Source organism: Bacteroidota bacterium (assembly GCA_019637975.1).
GTDB lineage: Bacteria > Bacteroidota > Ignavibacteria > UBA10030 > UBA6906 > CAADGV01.
In genome coordinates this window covers 31,180-49,306 of sequence record JAHBUR010000010.1, presented here as the reverse complement: position 1 = coordinate 49,306, position 18,127 = coordinate 31,180, and the positions used below count along the sequence as shown (strand labels likewise).

General features: G+C 53.5%; 12 protein-coding genes. 9 read left to right on the top strand and 3 right to left on the bottom strand.

The window, feature by feature from the left end:
• Positions 1-1,352 precede the first annotated feature (1,352 nt).
• The 3 genes from KF749_07240 to larC form a co-directional block, all read right to left on the bottom strand.
• Positions 1,353-3,569 carry a T9SS type A sorting domain-containing protein gene (locus KF749_07240; protein MBX2990947.1) on the bottom strand — a complete coding sequence of 739 codons (2,217 nt, stop codon included), beginning with the start codon at positions 3,567-3,569 and terminating at the stop codon, positions 1,353-1,355.
• 11 nt (positions 3,570-3,580) lie between these two features.
• Entirely contained in the window at positions 3,581-4,144 is a 564-nt protein-coding gene (locus tag KF749_07235; GenBank protein ID MBX2990946.1) for a hypothetical protein, read from the bottom strand.
• 161 nt (positions 4,145-4,305) lie between these two features.
• Positions 4,306-5,481, bottom strand: coding sequence for a nickel pincer cofactor biosynthesis protein LarC (gene larC, locus KF749_07230; GenBank protein ID MBX2990945.1), 1,176 nt, complete (start codon positions 5,479-5,481; stop codon positions 4,306-4,308).
• 212 nt (positions 5,482-5,693) lie between these two features.
• Here larC and KF749_07225 point away from each other — a divergent pair, with 212 nt between their 5' ends.
• The 9 genes from KF749_07225 to KF749_07185 all read left to right on the top strand — a co-directional run bounded on the left by KF749_07225 (position 5,694) and on the right by KF749_07185 (position 18,127).
• Positions 5,694-6,056, top strand: coding sequence for a hypothetical protein (locus KF749_07225; GenBank protein ID MBX2990944.1), 363 nt, complete (start codon positions 5,694-5,696; stop codon positions 6,054-6,056).
• 75 nt (positions 6,057-6,131) lie between these two features.
• Entirely contained in the window at positions 6,132-6,545 is a 414-nt protein-coding gene (locus KF749_07220) for a DUF1801 domain-containing protein (protein MBX2990943.1), read from the top strand.
• A gap of 334 nt (positions 6,546-6,879) precedes the next feature.
• Positions 6,880-11,352: a hypothetical protein gene (locus KF749_07215; protein ID MBX2990942.1), complete on the top strand. Its 4,473-nt coding sequence runs from the start codon at positions 6,880-6,882 to the stop codon at positions 11,350-11,352.
• On the top strand, positions 11,349-13,466 hold the full coding sequence (locus KF749_07210) for a hypothetical protein (protein ID MBX2990941.1): 2,118 nt from the start codon (positions 11,349-11,351) through the stop codon (positions 13,464-13,466). Before KF749_07215 ends, KF749_07210 begins: the two co-directional genes overlap by 4 nt.
• 24 nt (positions 13,467-13,490) lie before the next feature.
• Positions 13,491-15,182 (top strand): hypothetical protein, encoded by a 1,692-nt coding sequence (locus KF749_07205; protein ID MBX2990940.1) that lies wholly within the window; start codon positions 13,491-13,493, stop codon positions 15,180-15,182.
• A 208-nt stretch (positions 15,183-15,390) separates the two neighbouring features.
• Positions 15,391-15,795, top strand: coding sequence for a methylmalonyl-CoA epimerase (gene mce / locus KF749_07200; GenBank protein ID MBX2990939.1), 405 nt, complete (start codon positions 15,391-15,393; stop codon positions 15,793-15,795).
• A gap of 12 nt (positions 15,796-15,807) precedes the next feature.
• Positions 15,808-17,361, top strand: a complete 1,554-nt coding sequence (locus KF749_07195) for an acyl-CoA carboxylase subunit beta (protein MBX2990938.1) — start codon at positions 15,808-15,810, stop codon at positions 17,359-17,361.
• Positions 17,362-17,380: 19 nt separating this feature from the next.
• Positions 17,381-17,731, top strand: a complete 351-nt coding sequence (locus KF749_07190; GenBank protein MBX2990937.1) for an OadG family protein — start codon at positions 17,381-17,383, stop codon at positions 17,729-17,731.
• A 3-nt stretch (positions 17,732-17,734) separates the two neighbouring features.
• A complete protein-coding gene (locus KF749_07185; GenBank protein MBX2990936.1) occupies positions 17,735-18,127 on the top strand; it encodes a biotin/lipoyl-binding protein in 393 nt (130 codons plus the stop codon).

Below are 18,127 nucleotides of genomic sequence, written 5' to 3'. Positions count from 1 at the left end.
CGCCGTTGGCGGCAATGGAATGTGCTATCCAGAGTGAGCTGTCGCGATAGATCAGTTCATGCCGTACGCGTGAGCCGCCTGCTTCGATTGCGGTTCCACCTCCTTGCTGTCCGGCATTAGGCGCATTCGACCACGCAACCACCGGGATATGTGTTGCCGAAATTGCCGGCACGCCCAGCGGATTTGTGATTCTATACACAACCATGTAGGTTCCGTTCGTCACGCTGGGTGGCCCGCCGAGATAGTATTCGTTGGGGGCCGAATACACGAATGTCGGGCGGATGCCGTCAACATCATTTCCAAACAAATCCCTCAATGCCCAGAAATCATACCACGTGATCGCGCCGGGATTTGCTCCAAGAAACTGCGCCTTCGGCAGAACACGAACCGCATTCCCGAAATATCCGCTGATGAAGCCGAAATGCCGCCCGGTAATGTAGTATGCATCTTTGTCAAATCCTGCAGACTGGTAATCCTGCCATGTGCCGCTGTTGGAAGAGCCGTACACGTTGGAAGGAATCGCCCAGTTGAACCAGACGCCCAGCGGATTGTCATCGTCGGAAACGGAAACGAGGAAGAAGGATGTTTGCGTTGTGCTGTTCTGATTATCCCACACCATCACCCAGCGGTTTGCATGGAAATCGTAAAACACTTTCGGATCGAACGCGCCGGGATTAGGCAGGACGCTGGAGTACCAGGCATCCGCGCTGATGGTTTTGAGGGTGTTGCCGGCTTTGTCGCTGATGCGGAACGAGCTGTTCACAAGATGCATCAGGTGATTCGGGCCGGCGGCAATGATCGGGTCGGGAGGAAATCCGCCGAACTGGTTGTTGCCCATGAAGCTGGAAAGCGTGATGGGCGGCGGACCGAGTATCCGCGAGTTGGGCATCACCGACGGATCGTTGATCAGATTGGAGCCCTCGGGTCCTGTCGGCGCAGGCATCGGGGTCTTCGGCGGATGCAGAATGAATTCGGGATGGATGTGGGTGGCTTGTCCGCCTTCAAACGGACTGTCGATATTCTCAAAATTGTCTGTGCTGACAATAGCGCCGGAAGAAATGGATCCCGCTGCAGGGCCTTGCGCTATTTGGCCGAATGCGAGAATCGGGAGGATCAGAAACAGTGCTGCTGTGGAAACGTGCTTCATGGTAGCCTTTCGTGAATGAATTTTCTGGATAACCTCGAAATCCTTACAGGGGGGAGAAACAATTCTCTTTAGATTAAGGCTTCTTTTTATAAGGTGCAAGAAGGTGGGAATGAAAAAGGCAGGGGCTCTGATGAACCCCTGCCTCGGCCTGTAACTGCTTGTTCGCCCGGCATTCTAACGCCTGATATCCTTACCGCCAGATGTTTTACCTGATGAGAACGAGCTTTCGGGTTTGAATGAACCGGGATCCCTTTTCTACTTCCATTGTGTATAAGTACACGCCGCTCGATACATTCGCGCCGGCAGTGTTCCTTCCATTCCACACAATCGTATAATAGCCGGCCGGTTTTACATCATCAACAAGTCTCACAATTTGCTGACCGAGAGAATTGTAGATGGTGATGCGTACGGAACTCCGCTCCGGCAATCCGTACGTGATTTGTGTTGTTGGATTGAAGGGATTGGGATAATTCTGGCCGAGAACAAATTCCTCCGGAATGGTCGGGTTCGGAGAAGTCTGCACGCCCGTCACAAAATCATTGAAGTAACGGATGCTTCGGAGGATGAACGTATCCTGCCGTGCAGGGCTCATTCCTTCAAGTCCGAACGAAAAATACGTCGCGCCCCAGGCATTGTTCGGCCCGACAACACGCACGCCGGCATAGAGTGAACTGTCGCTTCCGACCGAATAGTAGAGTGTCGGAGTTGGCGTACCGATGCTTCCCGGAACAATGGAGATAATGTCTTTCGAATTTTGCGGCCCGGGCCCTCCGGTCATCAAGTAGTTTACTCCGTCGCCTATGACGTCGCCGGCAAACCCTCGCAGGAAGAGGGCTGTCGAGTTTCCGTTGAACTGAATGCCCAAGTAACGGGCAAGCAACGTATCGCCCGCCTGCGAGTATTCTGCAATATTCTGTCCGGTGATGATGGCTCTTCCGCCTCCGGCCAGATGGTCAACAATCACGAGGCGCTCGGCCTGCGTCAGGGAATTCTGCGTGTCATTTCCGGTGAACCAAATTAACAGAGGCTTTTGCGGAAACGCCGCCAGAACTGCCGCCGGTGTCGCGCCGCTGTCGGCAATGCTGAATGTCCGGCTCGGCATTCCCAATCGTTCCATTGTCGCTTTGTACGTAGTTTGATAAGAGGCTCCGGCATCGTCATCCACAATCAGGACTTCTGCTTTCTGCACATCAACATTCAATGAGCTGCCTGCCGGATCGAGATAGAAATTCTGAATCTCAACATTGTCAACATACGGGGCAACAGGGGAAACGACAACACGGTAGAATTCTTTCGATGGCATGTTTGCCGAGAAACTTCCGTTGGCCGGAGTGAGAATGGATGCCGTCAGCCCGTTCGGATCCCCCACGCCGTAAAAGCGAACCCACGCCTGCACGGGCGCTTGCGTTGCGGCATCCCTGACTGTTCCCGAGAGGGCAGCGATGGGCGTTTGCTGAAGTTGAACGTTACGAACAAGCGTCTGCGTAACGCCGATTCCGCCCGGCGGGTCGAACTGAATGCGCGTGGAATCCCGCTCGTATCCGAATCCGTCGGCAATCAGATCAAACGATTGGTCGATGATGTAGCTCGCATACTGTCCCGCAATGTCGGTGTACAGCGTGTCAACCACATATCCGCTTCTGTTGAAACGTGAGCCGATAGGATTTTCAACCGGCCCGACCCAGGAGGCCTTTGTCCCGCGGAACCACAACGGGTATCCGTTCACCGGCGTAGGGCCGAGCGTGACAGTTCCTTGCAGCCGCCACGACGGATACAACACGCTCACCCCCATAATATCTTCAACATGAAGTCTGCGCTTCGATGTATCGCCGCTCGAAGAAGACCACCACATTGCCGCGGCTTGTACTTGCGGCCCGCACCCCGAGCTTGCTCCGCCCGGCAATCCGGTATGGTCGAGACCGAGGTGGTGCCCGAATTCATGCGTCACAACGCTTTGCAAATCCTGGGCTCCCGGCGCCCCGGTTGGGCTGGGCGGGAAGTCGCGGGCATTCCAAACCAGATCGGATTCAATAGCGCGGTAACCGCCCGATGTGGTCGTGAATGTTTGAGAGAATGCGATGACGCTGGTCGGCGGCGGGAAATTCACTCCCTGCAAATCAAAGAACAGCAGATTGATGCCGTCCTGTCCCGGTCCCGATGTTGTTGTCGTCGGGCCGAAGGTGAATTCGAAGAACGACCCTTGCACGTTCTTCCATGTCTGTGCCGCCGCTTCGATGGGAGGCAGATAGTTCGCGGGCGTGGAGGAGTTCAACCGGATCGTCAGCGGAATTGAGCTGTTGAAATAGATGCGATGATTCCCTGCCGTGTTAGTGATGATGCAGAAACCTGCAAGTACAACACCTACGCTTGTCAGGAATGATGCTGTTGCAAATCGACGGAGCATTCTCTTGATGAGTATCATGTTCATTCTCCTCAGCGTGATTGTTTGGCGATGAATGAACTGACTTCCGCAAGAAAATTCTGCAGCGGGATGTGATTTGCTTTTTCGTTCGGACGGGTAATCTCCTGTTTCGTGACAGGATCGATAAGGCCGATGTTGTTCAGATCGTTGTAGGCGACGAGCCTGTTCTCTTTGCTGACCACGCTGAATTTTCCAAGAACAATCGAATGAATCCAATACTCATTTTGCCACCGGACGAGAAACAGCACAACATCCTCGTTTCCGCGAAGAGTCGGCGAGCCGCTGATTTCCTGGGAAATTTCTCCGACTGTTCCGCCGAGTTGCTTCACGGTGAGTGTCGAGCCCTTTTCGCCCTTCAACGATTCCTTCACCCGCAGAGTTGTGTATGTGTAGATGTTGTTTCCCTCCCATTGCGAACGGGACGAAAGTACGGTTCCGTACACAACCGTATGCGATTCCTGCGTCATGCGTTCGAGCGAAATATTCTCCACCGTCAGAGAAAGCGTCGTTGCAACGACCAGAGCTCCCGCTATCGCAACGGCTGCACTCCTCCGCAATTGTTTGACAATGTTCATGGTGTCTCCTTACGTAATGTGATGGAAATGTGTTGGATTTCGAACGCAGGTTTTGATGCTTCGGCGGGAGTATACCGGGCACTGCCGACCACCGCACACAGCAACGCTACGGGCTTTGCCTTACAAAGATACGCGCGGGGAAAGCCAGAGGCAAGCGCTTGTCAGGATTTTCGCGAAGAAAATTCCCTCAGCAGTTCCTCCTGAACCCGGAGAAGCGGTATTCCGCGCTCGCCGGCAATCCGACGGCATTCCTCAAACTCCGGCGAGAGGGTGACAGATCCGTTACGCGTGACGGCTTTTGCTTTCACGGGCCCGAATTGTGTCTGAACTTCCACATGCTCACGCGGCAATCTTCTTCTCCCGATCTCCTGAATCCGCAGCCCGATAGTGGACGTTTCCTTATAGATGATGTGCGTGATTGTTTCGAGACGCGATTTCCCCGTCATCACAGAAAGCAGAATACCGGGACGTCCCTTCTTCATAATTATCGGAATTAGATAAGCGTCATGCGCGCCGGCTTCGATGAGCTTGTCGATAAGATAGGGATAGACTTGCGGGTTCATATCGTCGATATTGGTTTCGACGGTGACAATCTGCTCGTGCCCGGTGTGTGATTCAAGCTCGCCAATAACGATGCGGAGCAGGTTGGGAATTTGCGCGAATTCTTTTGTGCCCGACCCGTAGCCGATCGTTTCTGCATGAATCTCTTCATCATCCAGCACTCCCGCCGACAGCGCCTTCACGATTCCTGCGCCGGTCGGCGTAGTCAACTCTTCCGGGATGTCGGTTAAGACCGTCGGATAGTTTCTCAGTATTTCCATCGTCGCCGGAGCCGGTGTCGGCATAACGCCATGCTGCGTTTTGACCAACCCGCCGCTGCCGAGCCGGACAGGTGATGTATAGACTCTCTCGATTCCGAATTTCTCGAGGCATATCGCAACGCCGACGATATCGACTATTGAATCCAGCGCGCCAACTTCATGGAAATGAATCTTTTCCAACGTTGTGTTGTGAACCTTTGCCTCCGCTTCGCCTATGACGTGAAAGATCGATTTCGCATCTTCCTTTACTCGTTGCGATAACGTGCTGCCATCAATGATGGCATTGATGTCTTTGAGATGGCGGTGATAATGCGGTGTGTGAGAGATGGCAACGTCGATATGCACGGCACTGATGGAGTTGCGCATCACATGCCTGCCGATCAGCTCGAAGCCGTTGAGAGGAAGCTTCTTCAGTTCGGAGGAGAGTTCGTCGAGCGGCATTCCCGCGTTAACGAATGCCGCAAGCGTCATGTCGCCGGCAATGCCCGCGATGGTATCGAGATATGCGATTTTCATGCGTGTCGGATGAATCGTTGAATTGTGTGAACCTTGAACGGTACAAGATACAAGATTTTGCATTCGTCTCACAGTCTCCCGCGAAAGTTTTTAGCATTTCTTGCTTGCCATTTGCTTTTTTCCGATTATTTCTTCCGCCATTCGTAATGGAGATTTCCCCGGCGCAGGGCCGGTACAGGCAGTATCCGGTTCTCCCGTGCGGCTGGCCGCTCATGAAGTTCACCTTCATAAAGAACTCAATGATCAAACTCGATTCTCTGCACGCCATCAAGATGCTGCATACAGTCATTTGGGCTTTTTTTGCCGCCTGCATCGTCACAATTCCGATTGCAGCGTACGCCGGCAAACTCACCGTTGCTTTTGCGTTGATCGGGATTGTTTTTGTCGAGGTGATGGTGATCGTCTTCAACTCATGGGCCTGTCCGCTGACTGCCGTTGCCGCACGGCATACAGATGATCGGCGCGACAACTTTGACATTTATTTACCGGAATGGCTCGCCCGGTACAACAAAACCATTTTCGGTACATTGTACTTTGCGGGGATTGTCATGACGGTGATGGCGTGGTTGAGGTGAAAAATACGGCTCACCTGTTCGGCTCTCTGCTTGTCTCTTGACAACGAGTTTTTGATCAATCCAAAGGAGATCTTTATGAAAGGAAATTCCAAAGCCAAAACTCCCCGCGAGTATATCAACGGGCTGGCAGAGCCGAGAAAATCCGAGCTTGCCGAGCTGAACAAGTTGATTCAGAAAACCACCGGCCTCAAGCCGATGATCTTTTACGGCATGATCGGGTACGGGAAGTTCCATTACAAATATCCTTCAGGCAGGGAAGGGGATTGGGTTTCGATTGCGCTTGCAAGCCAGAAGAACTACATCTCACTCTATGCTTGTATGTCCACCAACAACGGCTACATCGCCGAATCGTACAAAGCAAAACTGCCGAAGGCGAGTATCGGCAGAAGTTGCGTCCGTTTCAAGAAGCTTGCAGATGTTGACACGAAAGTGTTGGCGGCGTTGTTGAAGGAGAACAACAGGGCTTTTCTGAAGAAGAAGGGGAAGTGAGCATCCGCTTCAATCCCGGAAGTTTCCCATCTCTGTATCTTGCTTAAGTCCTTGAGATTTCGTTATATATCCCCCGGTACTGGTCTCATATATATTGCCGCATTACGTTCCCGGCAATTCATTTCGTAACAACACAGCATTGAGTCCGCCACACTCCCCGGACTGGTTTCGTGAGAAGGCTTCATACGGATTAACTTCATAGCTTGGTACCCGCCTGCATTTGTGCGGGCCAAGCTCCTTGTCGCCCGGCCTACCTGTGGGGCCGCCCGGCGATATTGACAAAGACGACACGGGGGTTTCAGTTCTTTGGGCATCCATCACATAGGAGGTTGAGATGAAGTTCCGGTCAAGAACTCTTTCAATTCTGCTGGCAGTTCTGTGTTGTTGCACGATTCCTTTTGCCGCAAGCGCGCAGACGATACCCGGCGCAACACTCTTCGTTCAACCTTTCCCTTCCCCTTATCCCGGCGAATGGCAAACAAATCCTTCGATAGGATTCCTGACGCTTACCAATCTCGGCGGGCAGCAAGTGACCATCGACTTGCGGATTACCCGCCGTGCGGGTGGGGCGCCGATTATCACCGGCACAAGCAGTCCGCAGACACTCATGCCCGGTCCTTCGACCATCCTTAACAACACGCAATTCCTTTCTCTTCAGAATGTCACGTACGACGCGTCGATTCGTCAGCAGGCCATTCGGAGCGGCAGGTTGCCGGAAGGAGAGTACATTGCATGCGTGGATATACGAAACGCGAGTGGAGGGATGATTCTCCAAAACATCTGCTCGCAGGTGTTCACCATCGTCTATCCCGACCCGCCGCAACTGATTTCACCCGCCAATCAGGATTCCGTCGCGCCGCAGTATCCGATTTTTTCCTGGACTCCCGTCACCGTTCCGCCGACATTCACGCTTCGATACCAACTCAGAATAGTGGAAGTGCTGCAGGGACAGGTCCCCGCGCAAGCGTTGGCGTCCAACAATCCCCACTATGAAGATTTGAACCTCGCAATAACGAGTCTCGTGTATCCGATTGCCGCACAAGCGTTGGTTCAGGGGAAACGCTACGCGTGGCAAATACAAGTTCTTGACCAGAATGACTACCCCGCAACAACGAACAACGGCAGAAGCCAGATTTTCACATTCGTGTACAAAGGAACGCAGATTCCGCCGCCACCTCCCCCGCCGCCGCCCATTCCGCCGAGTGAATGCATTCGCATGGTAGTGCATACGCCGGAGGCGGGCGTTGTACTCACAAGCAGCGAGAAGCCGAAGTTTGTCGTGAACGCGAGTCCGGCCCTCAACTTCAACCGGCTGACGCAGGGACGTTTGCGCGTATGGAAGATGAATGATTCCAGCGAAGTGATGACGACGGTGATGGGACGGACGCCGACATTCCTGCTCGGTTTCAATGTCTCCGCGACAACGTTGGGTTTGACGGAAATCGATTCGATGAACTCGCGTCTTGAAGTGAAGATGAGCGGAAGCGACCCGCAATTCTCCTTCACGCCGGAAGCGGGCAATTGGTACGTCTGGAAATTCGATTTGAAGTACGACAGGAATCTCGTCCGCAAAGACGGCGTGCAGTGTACAGTCGATACGTCGACAACACCAGCGTACAAATTCAAGTACGCTCCGGGTACCGTTGCCGGAGGCGGCGAGTGTCGCGATGTGTGCAGCGCGCCGGCTCCGACGAACACGACTCCCGCTTCAATACCATTTGTTCAGGGCGATACCGTAAAGATCGGCAAGTTCAACCTGATGCTTACAGAGGTTTCAGGCGGGGCGGCCAATCTCTCCGGCAAGGGAGAGATCAAGATCCCGATGTTCAAGGCGAACTTGAAAGTCAAGTTTACGGGACTTAAAGTTAACAGTTTGAAAGAAGTGTTCGACGGCGAAGTCACGGCCGAGCAGACGGAAAACTCCCCGCTCACCGAAGCAGAAGCCAACGGACTCGGCTCCGCGTTGGGTCTCACGCCACAAAAGATCTCAACGATTCATGCGATTGCCAGCGATGCGACGCGACTCGTCAGCGCTCTTGGGGGCGTTGCCCCGCTGACGTTGCCGATTGGATTGGATAAAGAAATTGCGGGTCAGCGCTACGTTGTCGGCATTATCGGCATGGTGTTCAAGCCGACTGCCGCGTACATGAACATGGCAATGTCGTACCCGATGCCTGATTGGGGAGCTGACATTGCGCTGAGCCTCGGCGCGCGCAACATCTGCTTCTCGCCGACAGGTATCGGCGGTGACGGGAACATTCAATTGTATCTGCCGAATGATCTCGGCTACACATCCGGCGATTCGTGGGGGTTCCGATTCCTTGCTTCCTCTGCCGCCGATTCGGGCTGTGTCGTGACGCTTGACTGCAAGGGCTTCAAGGATTTGCGGCTTGCGGTGCATGTCGATTTTCCTCGTTCGTGGCTGCGTCCCTTCCCGACGGATGATGGCGTTTCGAAAGTGAAGGCGAAGTTCCTCACACACATTTCCCGCGGCGGCAACTTCATCGCTTCTGCAAATCTCGACAGATGCGAGATCACCAGCGCGCCCGGGTTCGTGCTGGAAGTGCAGGAAATGGTGTTCGACAAGTCGGTGGAGGAGAATCCGACGGGCATTGTTTTCCCGGCCGGGTATGTCGGCATCACGGACAATACGTGGACGGGATTCTACATCAAGCGGGCGAGCATTTCTCTGCCGCCGCAGTTGCGAACGTTCAACACAACTCAGCCGCCGCAGCTTGCCGTTCAGAATTTGTTGATTACGAAGGTGGGGATCACGGGCAGTTTCCGTGCGGAGAACGTCTTCATGTATCCGAACGGCAATTTTGGAGATTGGGGCGGAAGTCTGGATACGCTTGCCGTCGAAGTTGTGAGCAGTTCGCTCCGTTCGGGATGGATGAAGGGGAAGATCAAGATGCCGATTTCGGAAAGCCCGATGCTGTATTCCGCGACGTTGTCGAGGCCTGGATCATCCGACACCGTAAAGACACTCACGTACGCATTTGTGATTACCCCGGGCGATTCATTCGCGGCCGATATTTGGAAGGCGAAGATCAAACTCCAGCCGACATCCAACATCACTATCACCAATAATAATCCGCAGAGGAAAATGATCGCCTCGGCGGTGCTCAACGGCAGTGTGTCGATTGCGGGAAACATCGGCGGAATCCCCGACGTCAAACTTCCGGGCGTCGGCTTCCAGAACATGAAGTTGCAATCCGTGAAGCCCTACTTCACGAAGGGGACGTTCAGCTTTGCAAGCCCGCAAAAAGGGCTGGCAGGGTTTCCTGTCTCCATCTCCAATATCGATTTGGAGAATACGACGCGGCAAGGCAAAGACCTGTCGGGTGTCAAATTCACCATCAGCGTGAATGTTGCTCCGGGCTCGAATGCCATCAGCGGCGGCACGACGTTGAAAATATGGGGCGAGTTGAACCTGACGGGGCCGGGGCAGAAGTTCGCGTTCCATAGTATCGAGCTCGATTCTGTCGGCGTGAATGCCGACTTAGGGCCGGTAAAAATCCTCGGCTACATCAAACTTTATCGTGATGATCCGATCTACGGCTCCGGATTCAGAGGGGCAATCAAGGCGGATATTATCCAGCGCATCACTGTTACCTCGACGGTACAATTCGGGCAGGTAAGCGGCTTCCGGTATTTCTACGTCGATGCGAAAGGGATATTCAATCCGGGCATAGCGTTCGGAACCACCGGTGTCGGTTTCTACGGACTCGGCGGTGGCTTCTGGTACAACATGCGGCGCGAGGGTCCGGCCAATCCTCCTGTGCCGACTTCATCGGGCGTAGCCGGCCCGACACCGGGCGCTACAGCGTCGGGATTCCGGTTTGTGCCCAACAACGGTACGTTCGGCTTCAAGGCGATGATCGTTCTCGGAACATATCCTTCATCCGTTGCATTCAATTGTGATGTGATTCTGGAAATCGAATTGCAGCGCAACGCCTCAGCCGGTACTGTTTCTATGGGCCGCATTTCGTTGCAAGGCAACGGCTACATGATGGCGGAAGTGACTGCACGGCAAAATGCAAAGGTTACGATGTTCTGCGACATCACATACAACTTCCCCACAAAAACTCTGCATGGCGTCTTTAACGTGAACATCAACGCCACGCCTGTACGGGGCAACGGAACAATGGTGATACACGTCGAGCAATCGACATGGTATGTGAAGATCGGGGAACCGAGCAGCAGAATAAGCGTCTCGCTCGCATCGTGGATGCCGAGTGCGCAAGCGTACCTGATGATGGGGAAAGGATTGCCTCCGCCTCCCCCGCCTCCGCCGCAGGTTCGGAATGTGATCGGGAGTCCGTCGTCGAATCGGGATACACGCATTGCTGCAGGGAACGGCTTTGCGTTCGGCGCATCCATCTCCTTTGATACCGGCAGACAAACGTTCTCCATTTTTTACGGTCAAGTCAGTGCCGGCGGCGGTTTTGATATCGCCATGCTGAAACAGACACGCTGTACAGGCGTCAACGGCTGGCAGGCTCAGGGACAACTGTATGCGTGGGTGAACGCATCCATCGGTCTTTATGTTGATATCGGATTCTGGACATACAAGCCGTGCGGGCCGTGGTATTGCAAGATATGCAAGTGGTGCAAGGCAAGTTATGTCGGGTACCGCGGCAACTACGAAATTCTTGGTGTTAGTGCGGCGGCGTTGCTTGAAGCAGGCGGCCCGAATCCTCTTTGGGTCAAAGGTACGATCAAAGGGAACTACAGTATTCTCGGCGGCCTGGTGAAAGGCCATTGTACATTCCAGTTTAGCAAAGGAACGGAGTGCAGAATATGAGAACACGATTTTTCCTCGGCGCGGGGGCGGCGGTTCTGTTCGCGATAGGGGGGATGGCGTTCTCGCAGCAAGATCCTTCAACACCGCAATCACAGGTTCCTCGCGATCCCGGTTTCGCGCAAATCAAAGTGTTGGCAAGAACGAGCAACGACTCCGTCGTTTTGCGTTGGGCGCCGAACACACCGCACGGTTGGTACATCGCAAACCGGACGGGCTATGTTATCGAGCGTCGCACGGGTGCCGGACAGTTTGTGCGCCTCACCCCCGACACGCTTCATCCCTGGCTCCCGGAACTGTTCATTGACGCCATCGAAGCAAACCGCGAGAACGCGCTTCTACCGCTTGCGTTGCAGGCAGTGTGGGGAGATTCCGTGCTGCTGGAATTGATTCCGACCGGCGGCGATACCGTGGGGGCAATGGCGGAACTCAGCATGAATCTCTATAGCTATGCACTCTTTGCCGCCGACAACGATCCCTTTATCGCAACGGCATTGGGATTGCGATATGTTGACAGAAGTGTGCGAGCCGGAGAAACATACACGTACCGGATAAGGCTGAACGAGCCGTGGGATTACAGGATCGACGCCGGGGAAATTACCGTGGTCGTCCGCCCGGCGGAGCCGAACCCCCAGCCTGCAAACCTCACAGCCCGCGGACTCGACGGCAGAATAGAAATCCGTTGGGATGAATTGCAGACAAACCCCCACACCGGATACAACATCTACCGTTCGGAAGATGGCGGTCGAACATTCAACAAGCTCAACTCGACACCGATTGTGATGGTCACGCGAACGGATACCGTGCAGCGCGGAGTCGGCGTGTACACCGACAGCACAATCGTCAACTACAGGCCGTACAAATATCGTGTTCGGGGAATCAACGCCTTCGGCGAGTTGGGTCCGCACGCGGAAGTCGAGGCGATGGGACGCGACCTCACGCCGCCCGCTCCGCCCATCGTCAAGAATCCCGAACAGATCGAGAGGAACAGAATCCGTTTGACGTGGGATGTCATCCAAGTCGATGCGGATCTTGCGGGATTTATCGTCTCCCGCAGTGCATTATCCGACAGCAACTTCCGGCCAATTACGCCGAGGCCGCTGCCGCCGTCGGCGCGCACGTTCATCGACGAGCGTCCTGACGATGCCGAGCCCTACTACCTTGTTTCATCAATAGACACGGCGGGAAATACGGCGGCGGCATTTCCGGTGATGGGATTTGTAATTGATTCGACCCCGCCGGCAATTCCGCGCGGTCTTTCTGGCGTGATCGACACAAATGGCGTTGTTCGTTTGAAGTGGAATAAGAATTCTGAACGCAACATCTTCGGCTATCGTGTGCTTCGCGCAAATGCCGCCGACCATGAGTTTGCCCAGCTTACCGGCGATGTGTGGCGTGATACGACATTCACCGATACGGTTGAAGTCAACACACTCACGCGGTACATCTATTACAGAATTGCGGCTGTCAACAATCGCTACAATCATTCCGAACTGTCGCCCATTCTTGCGTTGCGCAGGCCCGACCGTGTTCCGCCGGATGCACCGGTGTTCACCGATGTGCAAGTCAGCGACTCGGCTGTGATGTTGAAATGGGCCGCCAGCACAAGTGAAGATGTACAGTCGCATGTTCTTTACCGTCGTCCTGCCGATTCGGCGAGTTGGGCGAGACTTGCGGTACTTTCACGCACGGCTTCCGAGTATACCGACAAAGCCGTGAAGCAAAGCGTAATGTACGAATATCAGATAGAGGCGGTTGATAGCAGCGGCTTGCGTGCAATGGCGCTGCTTTCCGTGCAAGGCCGTCCGTACGACACCGGTGTGCGCCCACCTGTTACCGGCCTCAGCGCCCGGTTTGATCCGGTTCAGAACAAGGTAGTAGTTACTTGGTCGTACGCCGAGAGGAAAGAGGAAAAGTTTCATTTTCTGATCTATCGTTCGGCAAAGGGCTCTCCGTTCAGTCAGTTCAAAGCCGTTCCGGCAGGACAACAGACCTTCACGGACGCTGAACTTCTCGGCGATGGCGCATACGTGTACGGTGTCCAGGTTGTTGCCGATAACGGCGCGCAGTCACGTATCAGTGAACGCGCCCAGGTATCGGTGTACAGCACACGATAAATTCCACCGCGAGGAAAGGACGTCATGGCTCAATATCGAATAGCGGGGGGAATTGCAGTCACACTCGTGCTTGCATTGATCACGTCAACTGCCCACACGCAATCACCGCCGGACTCCTCAACATTTCTCGAACGGGCGGTGAAGTTAGGAGGCGAAATCGGCACGTACGGCGAATGGTACAGCATCAACGGACAGGATCGCCGCCGTCCGTCAACAACAGGGCGGCTGTTTATCCGCCCGACGTTGACCTTCTTTGACGCTCTTTCTCTCAACTTTGACATTCTCCTCTCCACCGAAGGAACGGCGGCACGGCAGAACATCAACCAACTTGGACTTCATCCCACGTGGAAGTGGGGGAATGCCCACGTTGGAGATTTTAGCGAAACGTATTCGGATTATACATTGAACGGCATTATGATTCGCGGCGGTGCGTTCAATATCAATCCCGGAATTTTCAGACTATCTGCCATCGGAGGATTCACGAAGCGGGCGGTTGGCGGAGGTGCCGACAACGGCGCATTCGACCGCTACCTTTACGGCGGCAAAATCGGTATAGGAACCGAAGCGGGCGGATATGTTGATCTTCTGTTTCTCCGCGTAAGGGATGAGATTTCATCACTTCCTGCAAGCAGTCAAACGGTTGCTATCGACTCATCCAATCCATCTCTCACTCCTCCGCGGAGATTCGAAGTCACGCCGCAGGAGAACCTCGTCGCCGGCATTCTGGCAAATCTCAAACTCTTCGAGAACACGATTCAATGGAAAACGGATGCAACGGTCGGATTGTTCACGCGGGATATGCGTGTTACCGCCGATACGACGCTGAAAATTCCCAGCCCGATCAACAAGCTGTATCGCGCAAACGTCACATCGAATATTGATGTTGCGGTAACATCCGAGATGATTGTCGATGTCGGGAATGTGAATGTGAAAGGGGGATACAAATACATCGGGTCGGGATACAACTCGCTCGGAACGGCATATCTGTTGAATGATCAGCAAGAGTTTCTGATTGCTCCTTCTTTCAGAATTGCTGATTGGTCGGTGGCGGTCAGCTACACGCGCCAAAACGATAATCTTCTGAACCAAAAAACGTTTACAACGGTCAGAAACATGTACACGTCGAATGTGACGTTCCGCCCCGCGTCGCTTTGGACTTCCAACATTCTTGCCAACTATTTGAATATGGACAACGGCTCGCCGAACGACACGACGCGTGTTGCTTTCTCCAGTTTGACACTCGGCACGAATCAGATTTTCGTGTTTACGCCGGGTTCCTTTCTGCAGGCTGTGACCTTCGCCTACATCTACCAACAATCGGGCGATGATTCTCCGTTGCGTGCAGGGATGAAATCAACGACGCATTCGGCAACGTTAGGTACGGTGATCCCGCTTGGAATATCGTTCACAGTCTCGCCTACTGCGGGCGTTGTACATTACAATCTTGGTTCATTCGGCAGTCAGACAACGCAAACATACGGGCTTGCCGTCCAGAACCGCGCAATCGAAAACAAGCTCATTACCACTCTCGCATCCAGTGCCTCGTTTGTGAAGTCAAGCACATCAATTCGCAACACGATCGCATCAAACTACCAGTTGACACAATCATCGGTGGTCGGACTCAGTTTCGGGATGACGAACTTCAACGGCGGCTCGCTTTCCAATCTTAAGTTCAACGAATACGTCGGCTCGGTGACGTTCACGCAACGGTTCTGACCCTGCGGGTGTTGCAGTTTCCCATTTCATCTGCTTCTTTCTCATCCCTGAGAATGCTATCTTGTAGCATCTTCCCGAATCGAGGAAACAGGCTTGGTATGAATGTTGAGATTGACGAGGGAGAAAGCCTGTACTAAGCGCTGAACTTTTCAACACCATCTCACATTATGATGAGAATCCCGCGTGGTCTGACCCGGAAGGCATGAAAATGAAACCTACTCACATCGAACATATCGGCATTGCAGTAAAAAACCTGGATGCCGCCATCAAATACTATGAAGAAGTGCTCGGCCTGAAATGCTACGCAATTGAAGAAGTGAAAGATCAGAAAGTGAAGACGGCGTTCTTTATGGTCGGCGAAACGAAAATTGAACTGCTGGAAACCACCGACCCCGAAGGCCCGATCGGGAAATTCATCGAGAAAAAGGGAGAGGGTATTCATCACATTGCATTCGCGGTGAACGGACTTCAACAGGCATTGAACGAAATTGAATCCAAGGGGGTTCAACTGATCGACAAGCAGCCGCGCAAAGGGGCGGAGGGATTGCATATTGCCTTTCTCCATCCGAAATCCACCGGCGGCGTGCTGACGGAATTGTGCGAAAAACCATGAATCGGAATTGATATGTTGACTGTAGCTGAAAAACTTGAACTTCTCAAAAAGAAAAACGCGCAAGTCAATCTCGGCGGCGGCCTCGACAAAATCGAGACGCAGCACAAGTTGAACAAGATGACGGCGCATGAACGGATGCATTTGTTATACGACAACGGCTTTTACGATGAGTTATTCCGTTTTGCGCGACACAATGCCACGTCGTTCGGGATGGCGGGAAAAGATATCCCCGCAGACGGCGTCGTGACAGGGCTCGGCGCAATCGGCGGCAGACTTGTGTACGCCTCATCCCAGGATTTTACGGTGATGGGGGGAAGTGTCGGCGGCGTACACGCGAAGAAGATCTGTGAAATTATGGACATGGCTCTTAAGGCCGGCGCTCCGTACATAGCCATCAATGATAGTGGCGGGGCACGTATTCAGGAGGGAGTTGACTCGTTACGCGGCTACGGACGCATCTTCTACTACAATACACTTCTCTCCGGCGTTGTTCCGCAGATTTCTATTATTGCAGGGCCATGCGCAGGCGGCGCGGCATATTCACCGGCGTTGATGGATTTCATCATTATGGTGAAAGATACCGGCCAAATGTTCATCGCCGGACCGGAAGTGATCAAGCAGGCAACCGGCGAAGAAATTACTGCCGAGGAACTTGGCGGCGCGTTGGTGCAGGCGGCGACAAGCGGCAACGTTCATTTTATTGCCCGCGACGATGCCGACGCAATCGAAATTGCCCAAACCTTGCTCAGTTATCTTCCCGCCAACAATACGGAGGATCCTCCATCGCACAGCAGCGGCGAACTGCTGATGATTGAGGACGAAGAGTTGAACAGGATTGTTCCCGACGATCCCCGCGACCCCTACAATATGTTCGACATTCTGCATCGCGTCTTTGACCCGCACACGATCTTCGAGGTTCACGGCCACTACGCGAAGAACATCATCGTGGCGTTTGCGCGAATGAACGGACGGGTTGTCGGCATCGTCGCAAATCAGCCGATTGAAAAATTCGGCGCAATAGACATTGATGCATCGGACAAAGCCTCGCGGTTCATCCGTTTCTGCAACGCATTCAACATTCCGCTCATCAGTGTTGTGGATGTGCCGGGATTTCTGCCGGGTGTCGAACAGGAGTTCGGCGGCATCATCCGTCACGGCGCAAAGATGTTATTCTCCTTCTCTGCGGCAACCGTTCCCAAAATCTCGATTGTCGTCCGCAAGGCATACGGCGGGGCATATCTCGCCATGTGTGCAAAGAGTCTCGGTGCCGACCGCGTTGCCGCGTGGCCGACGGCGGAGATTGCGGTGATGGGAGCCGAGGGCGCTGTGAGTGTTCTGTTTAGAAATGAGATCAAGAACGCCCCCGACCCGAAGGCAAAACGCCGCGAACTGATAGAAAAATATCAAGAAGAATTCTCGACGCCGTACATGGCCGCAGGCAAAGGGCTGGTTGACGCAGTAATCGAGCCGAAGAAAACGCGGGCATATCTCGCCGTTGCGCTCGAATCGTTGCGCAGCAAGCGTGATTTGCGCCCGCAGAAGAAACACGGGTTGATTCCCTTGTAGATCTCTCTCACAGCTAAGAATGGAAAAAATACTCGAAAGCCTTCTCGTCATGCTTGTCGGAATGACGGGCGTATTCACGTCTCTCGTGTTTCTTGCAGGGATGATCTGGTTTTTTCGCTGGGCGGATGAAAAGTTGAACAAGTGGAAAATCAGAAGATATGCGGAAAAGGTGGAGTCGCATCAGGTGGAGGATGAGATCAACGACGAGTTGATCGCCCTGCTTTCGGCCGCTGCCGCGACGGCGCTTCACAAAAGTGTTGTTGTGAAGAAAGTCCAGTTCCTCAATCAGAAAACTGCCGGTGCCTCATGGGCTGTAACCGGAAGACTGAATGTGATGGCATCACACGCAATTTCAAAAAGGAAATCATAAATCATGAAAAAACTCCTGATCACCGTAAACGGCAAGCGTTATGAAGTTGACGTGGAAGTTGTGCAGGATGACGATGTGATTCAGGCTCAGCCGCCGTTTCGCCCTCCTGTCCGAACGATGGACAGCTATGTCACTCCAGTGACGACGCCACTGCCGGCAAAGACAAAGCCGAGTGCCGGTGATAAGAAATCGCTTACTTCACCCATCAACGGCGTTGTCCTCGAAATTCCTGTGAAGGAAGGACAGAGCGTGAAAGTGAACGATGTTCTTTTTGTTCTTGAAGCGATGAAGATGAAAACCAACATTGCTTCGCCGCAAACAGGAAAAATCAAATCCATAAAAGTAAAAGTGAACGACACGATTGAAGCCGGGCGTGTATTGCTGACCTTTGAATAG

Excerpts from the sequence above, each read along its gene's own strand:
- KF749_07240 (MBX2990947.1), bottom strand. The coding sequence starts at position 3,569 with ATGATACTCATCAAGAGAATGCTCCGTCGATTTGCAACAGCATCATTC.
- KF749_07235 (MBX2990946.1), bottom strand. The coding sequence starts at position 4,144 with ATGAACATTGTCAAACAATTGCGGAGGAGTGCAGCCGTTGCGATAGCG.
- larC (MBX2990945.1), bottom strand. The coding sequence starts at position 5,481 with ATGAAAATCGCATATCTCGATACCATCGCGGGCATTGCCGGCGACATG.
- KF749_07225 (MBX2990944.1), top strand. The coding sequence starts at position 5,694 with ATGAAGTTCACCTTCATAAAGAACTCAATGATCAAACTCGATTCTCTG.
- KF749_07220 (MBX2990943.1), top strand. The coding sequence starts at position 6,132 with ATGAAAGGAAATTCCAAAGCCAAAACTCCCCGCGAGTATATCAACGGG.
- KF749_07215 (MBX2990942.1), top strand. The coding sequence starts at position 6,880 with ATGAAGTTCCGGTCAAGAACTCTTTCAATTCTGCTGGCAGTTCTGTGT.
- KF749_07210 (MBX2990941.1), top strand. The coding sequence starts at position 11,349 with ATGAGAACACGATTTTTCCTCGGCGCGGGGGCGGCGGTTCTGTTCGCG.
- KF749_07205 (MBX2990940.1), top strand. The coding sequence starts at position 13,491 with ATGGCTCAATATCGAATAGCGGGGGGAATTGCAGTCACACTCGTGCTT.
- mce (MBX2990939.1), top strand. The coding sequence starts at position 15,391 with ATGAAACCTACTCACATCGAACATATCGGCATTGCAGTAAAAAACCTG.
- KF749_07195 (MBX2990938.1), top strand. The coding sequence starts at position 15,808 with ATGTTGACTGTAGCTGAAAAACTTGAACTTCTCAAAAAGAAAAACGCG.
- KF749_07190 (MBX2990937.1), top strand. The coding sequence starts at position 17,381 with ATGGAAAAAATACTCGAAAGCCTTCTCGTCATGCTTGTCGGAATGACG.
- KF749_07185 (MBX2990936.1), top strand. The coding sequence starts at position 17,735 with ATGAAAAAACTCCTGATCACCGTAAACGGCAAGCGTTATGAAGTTGAC.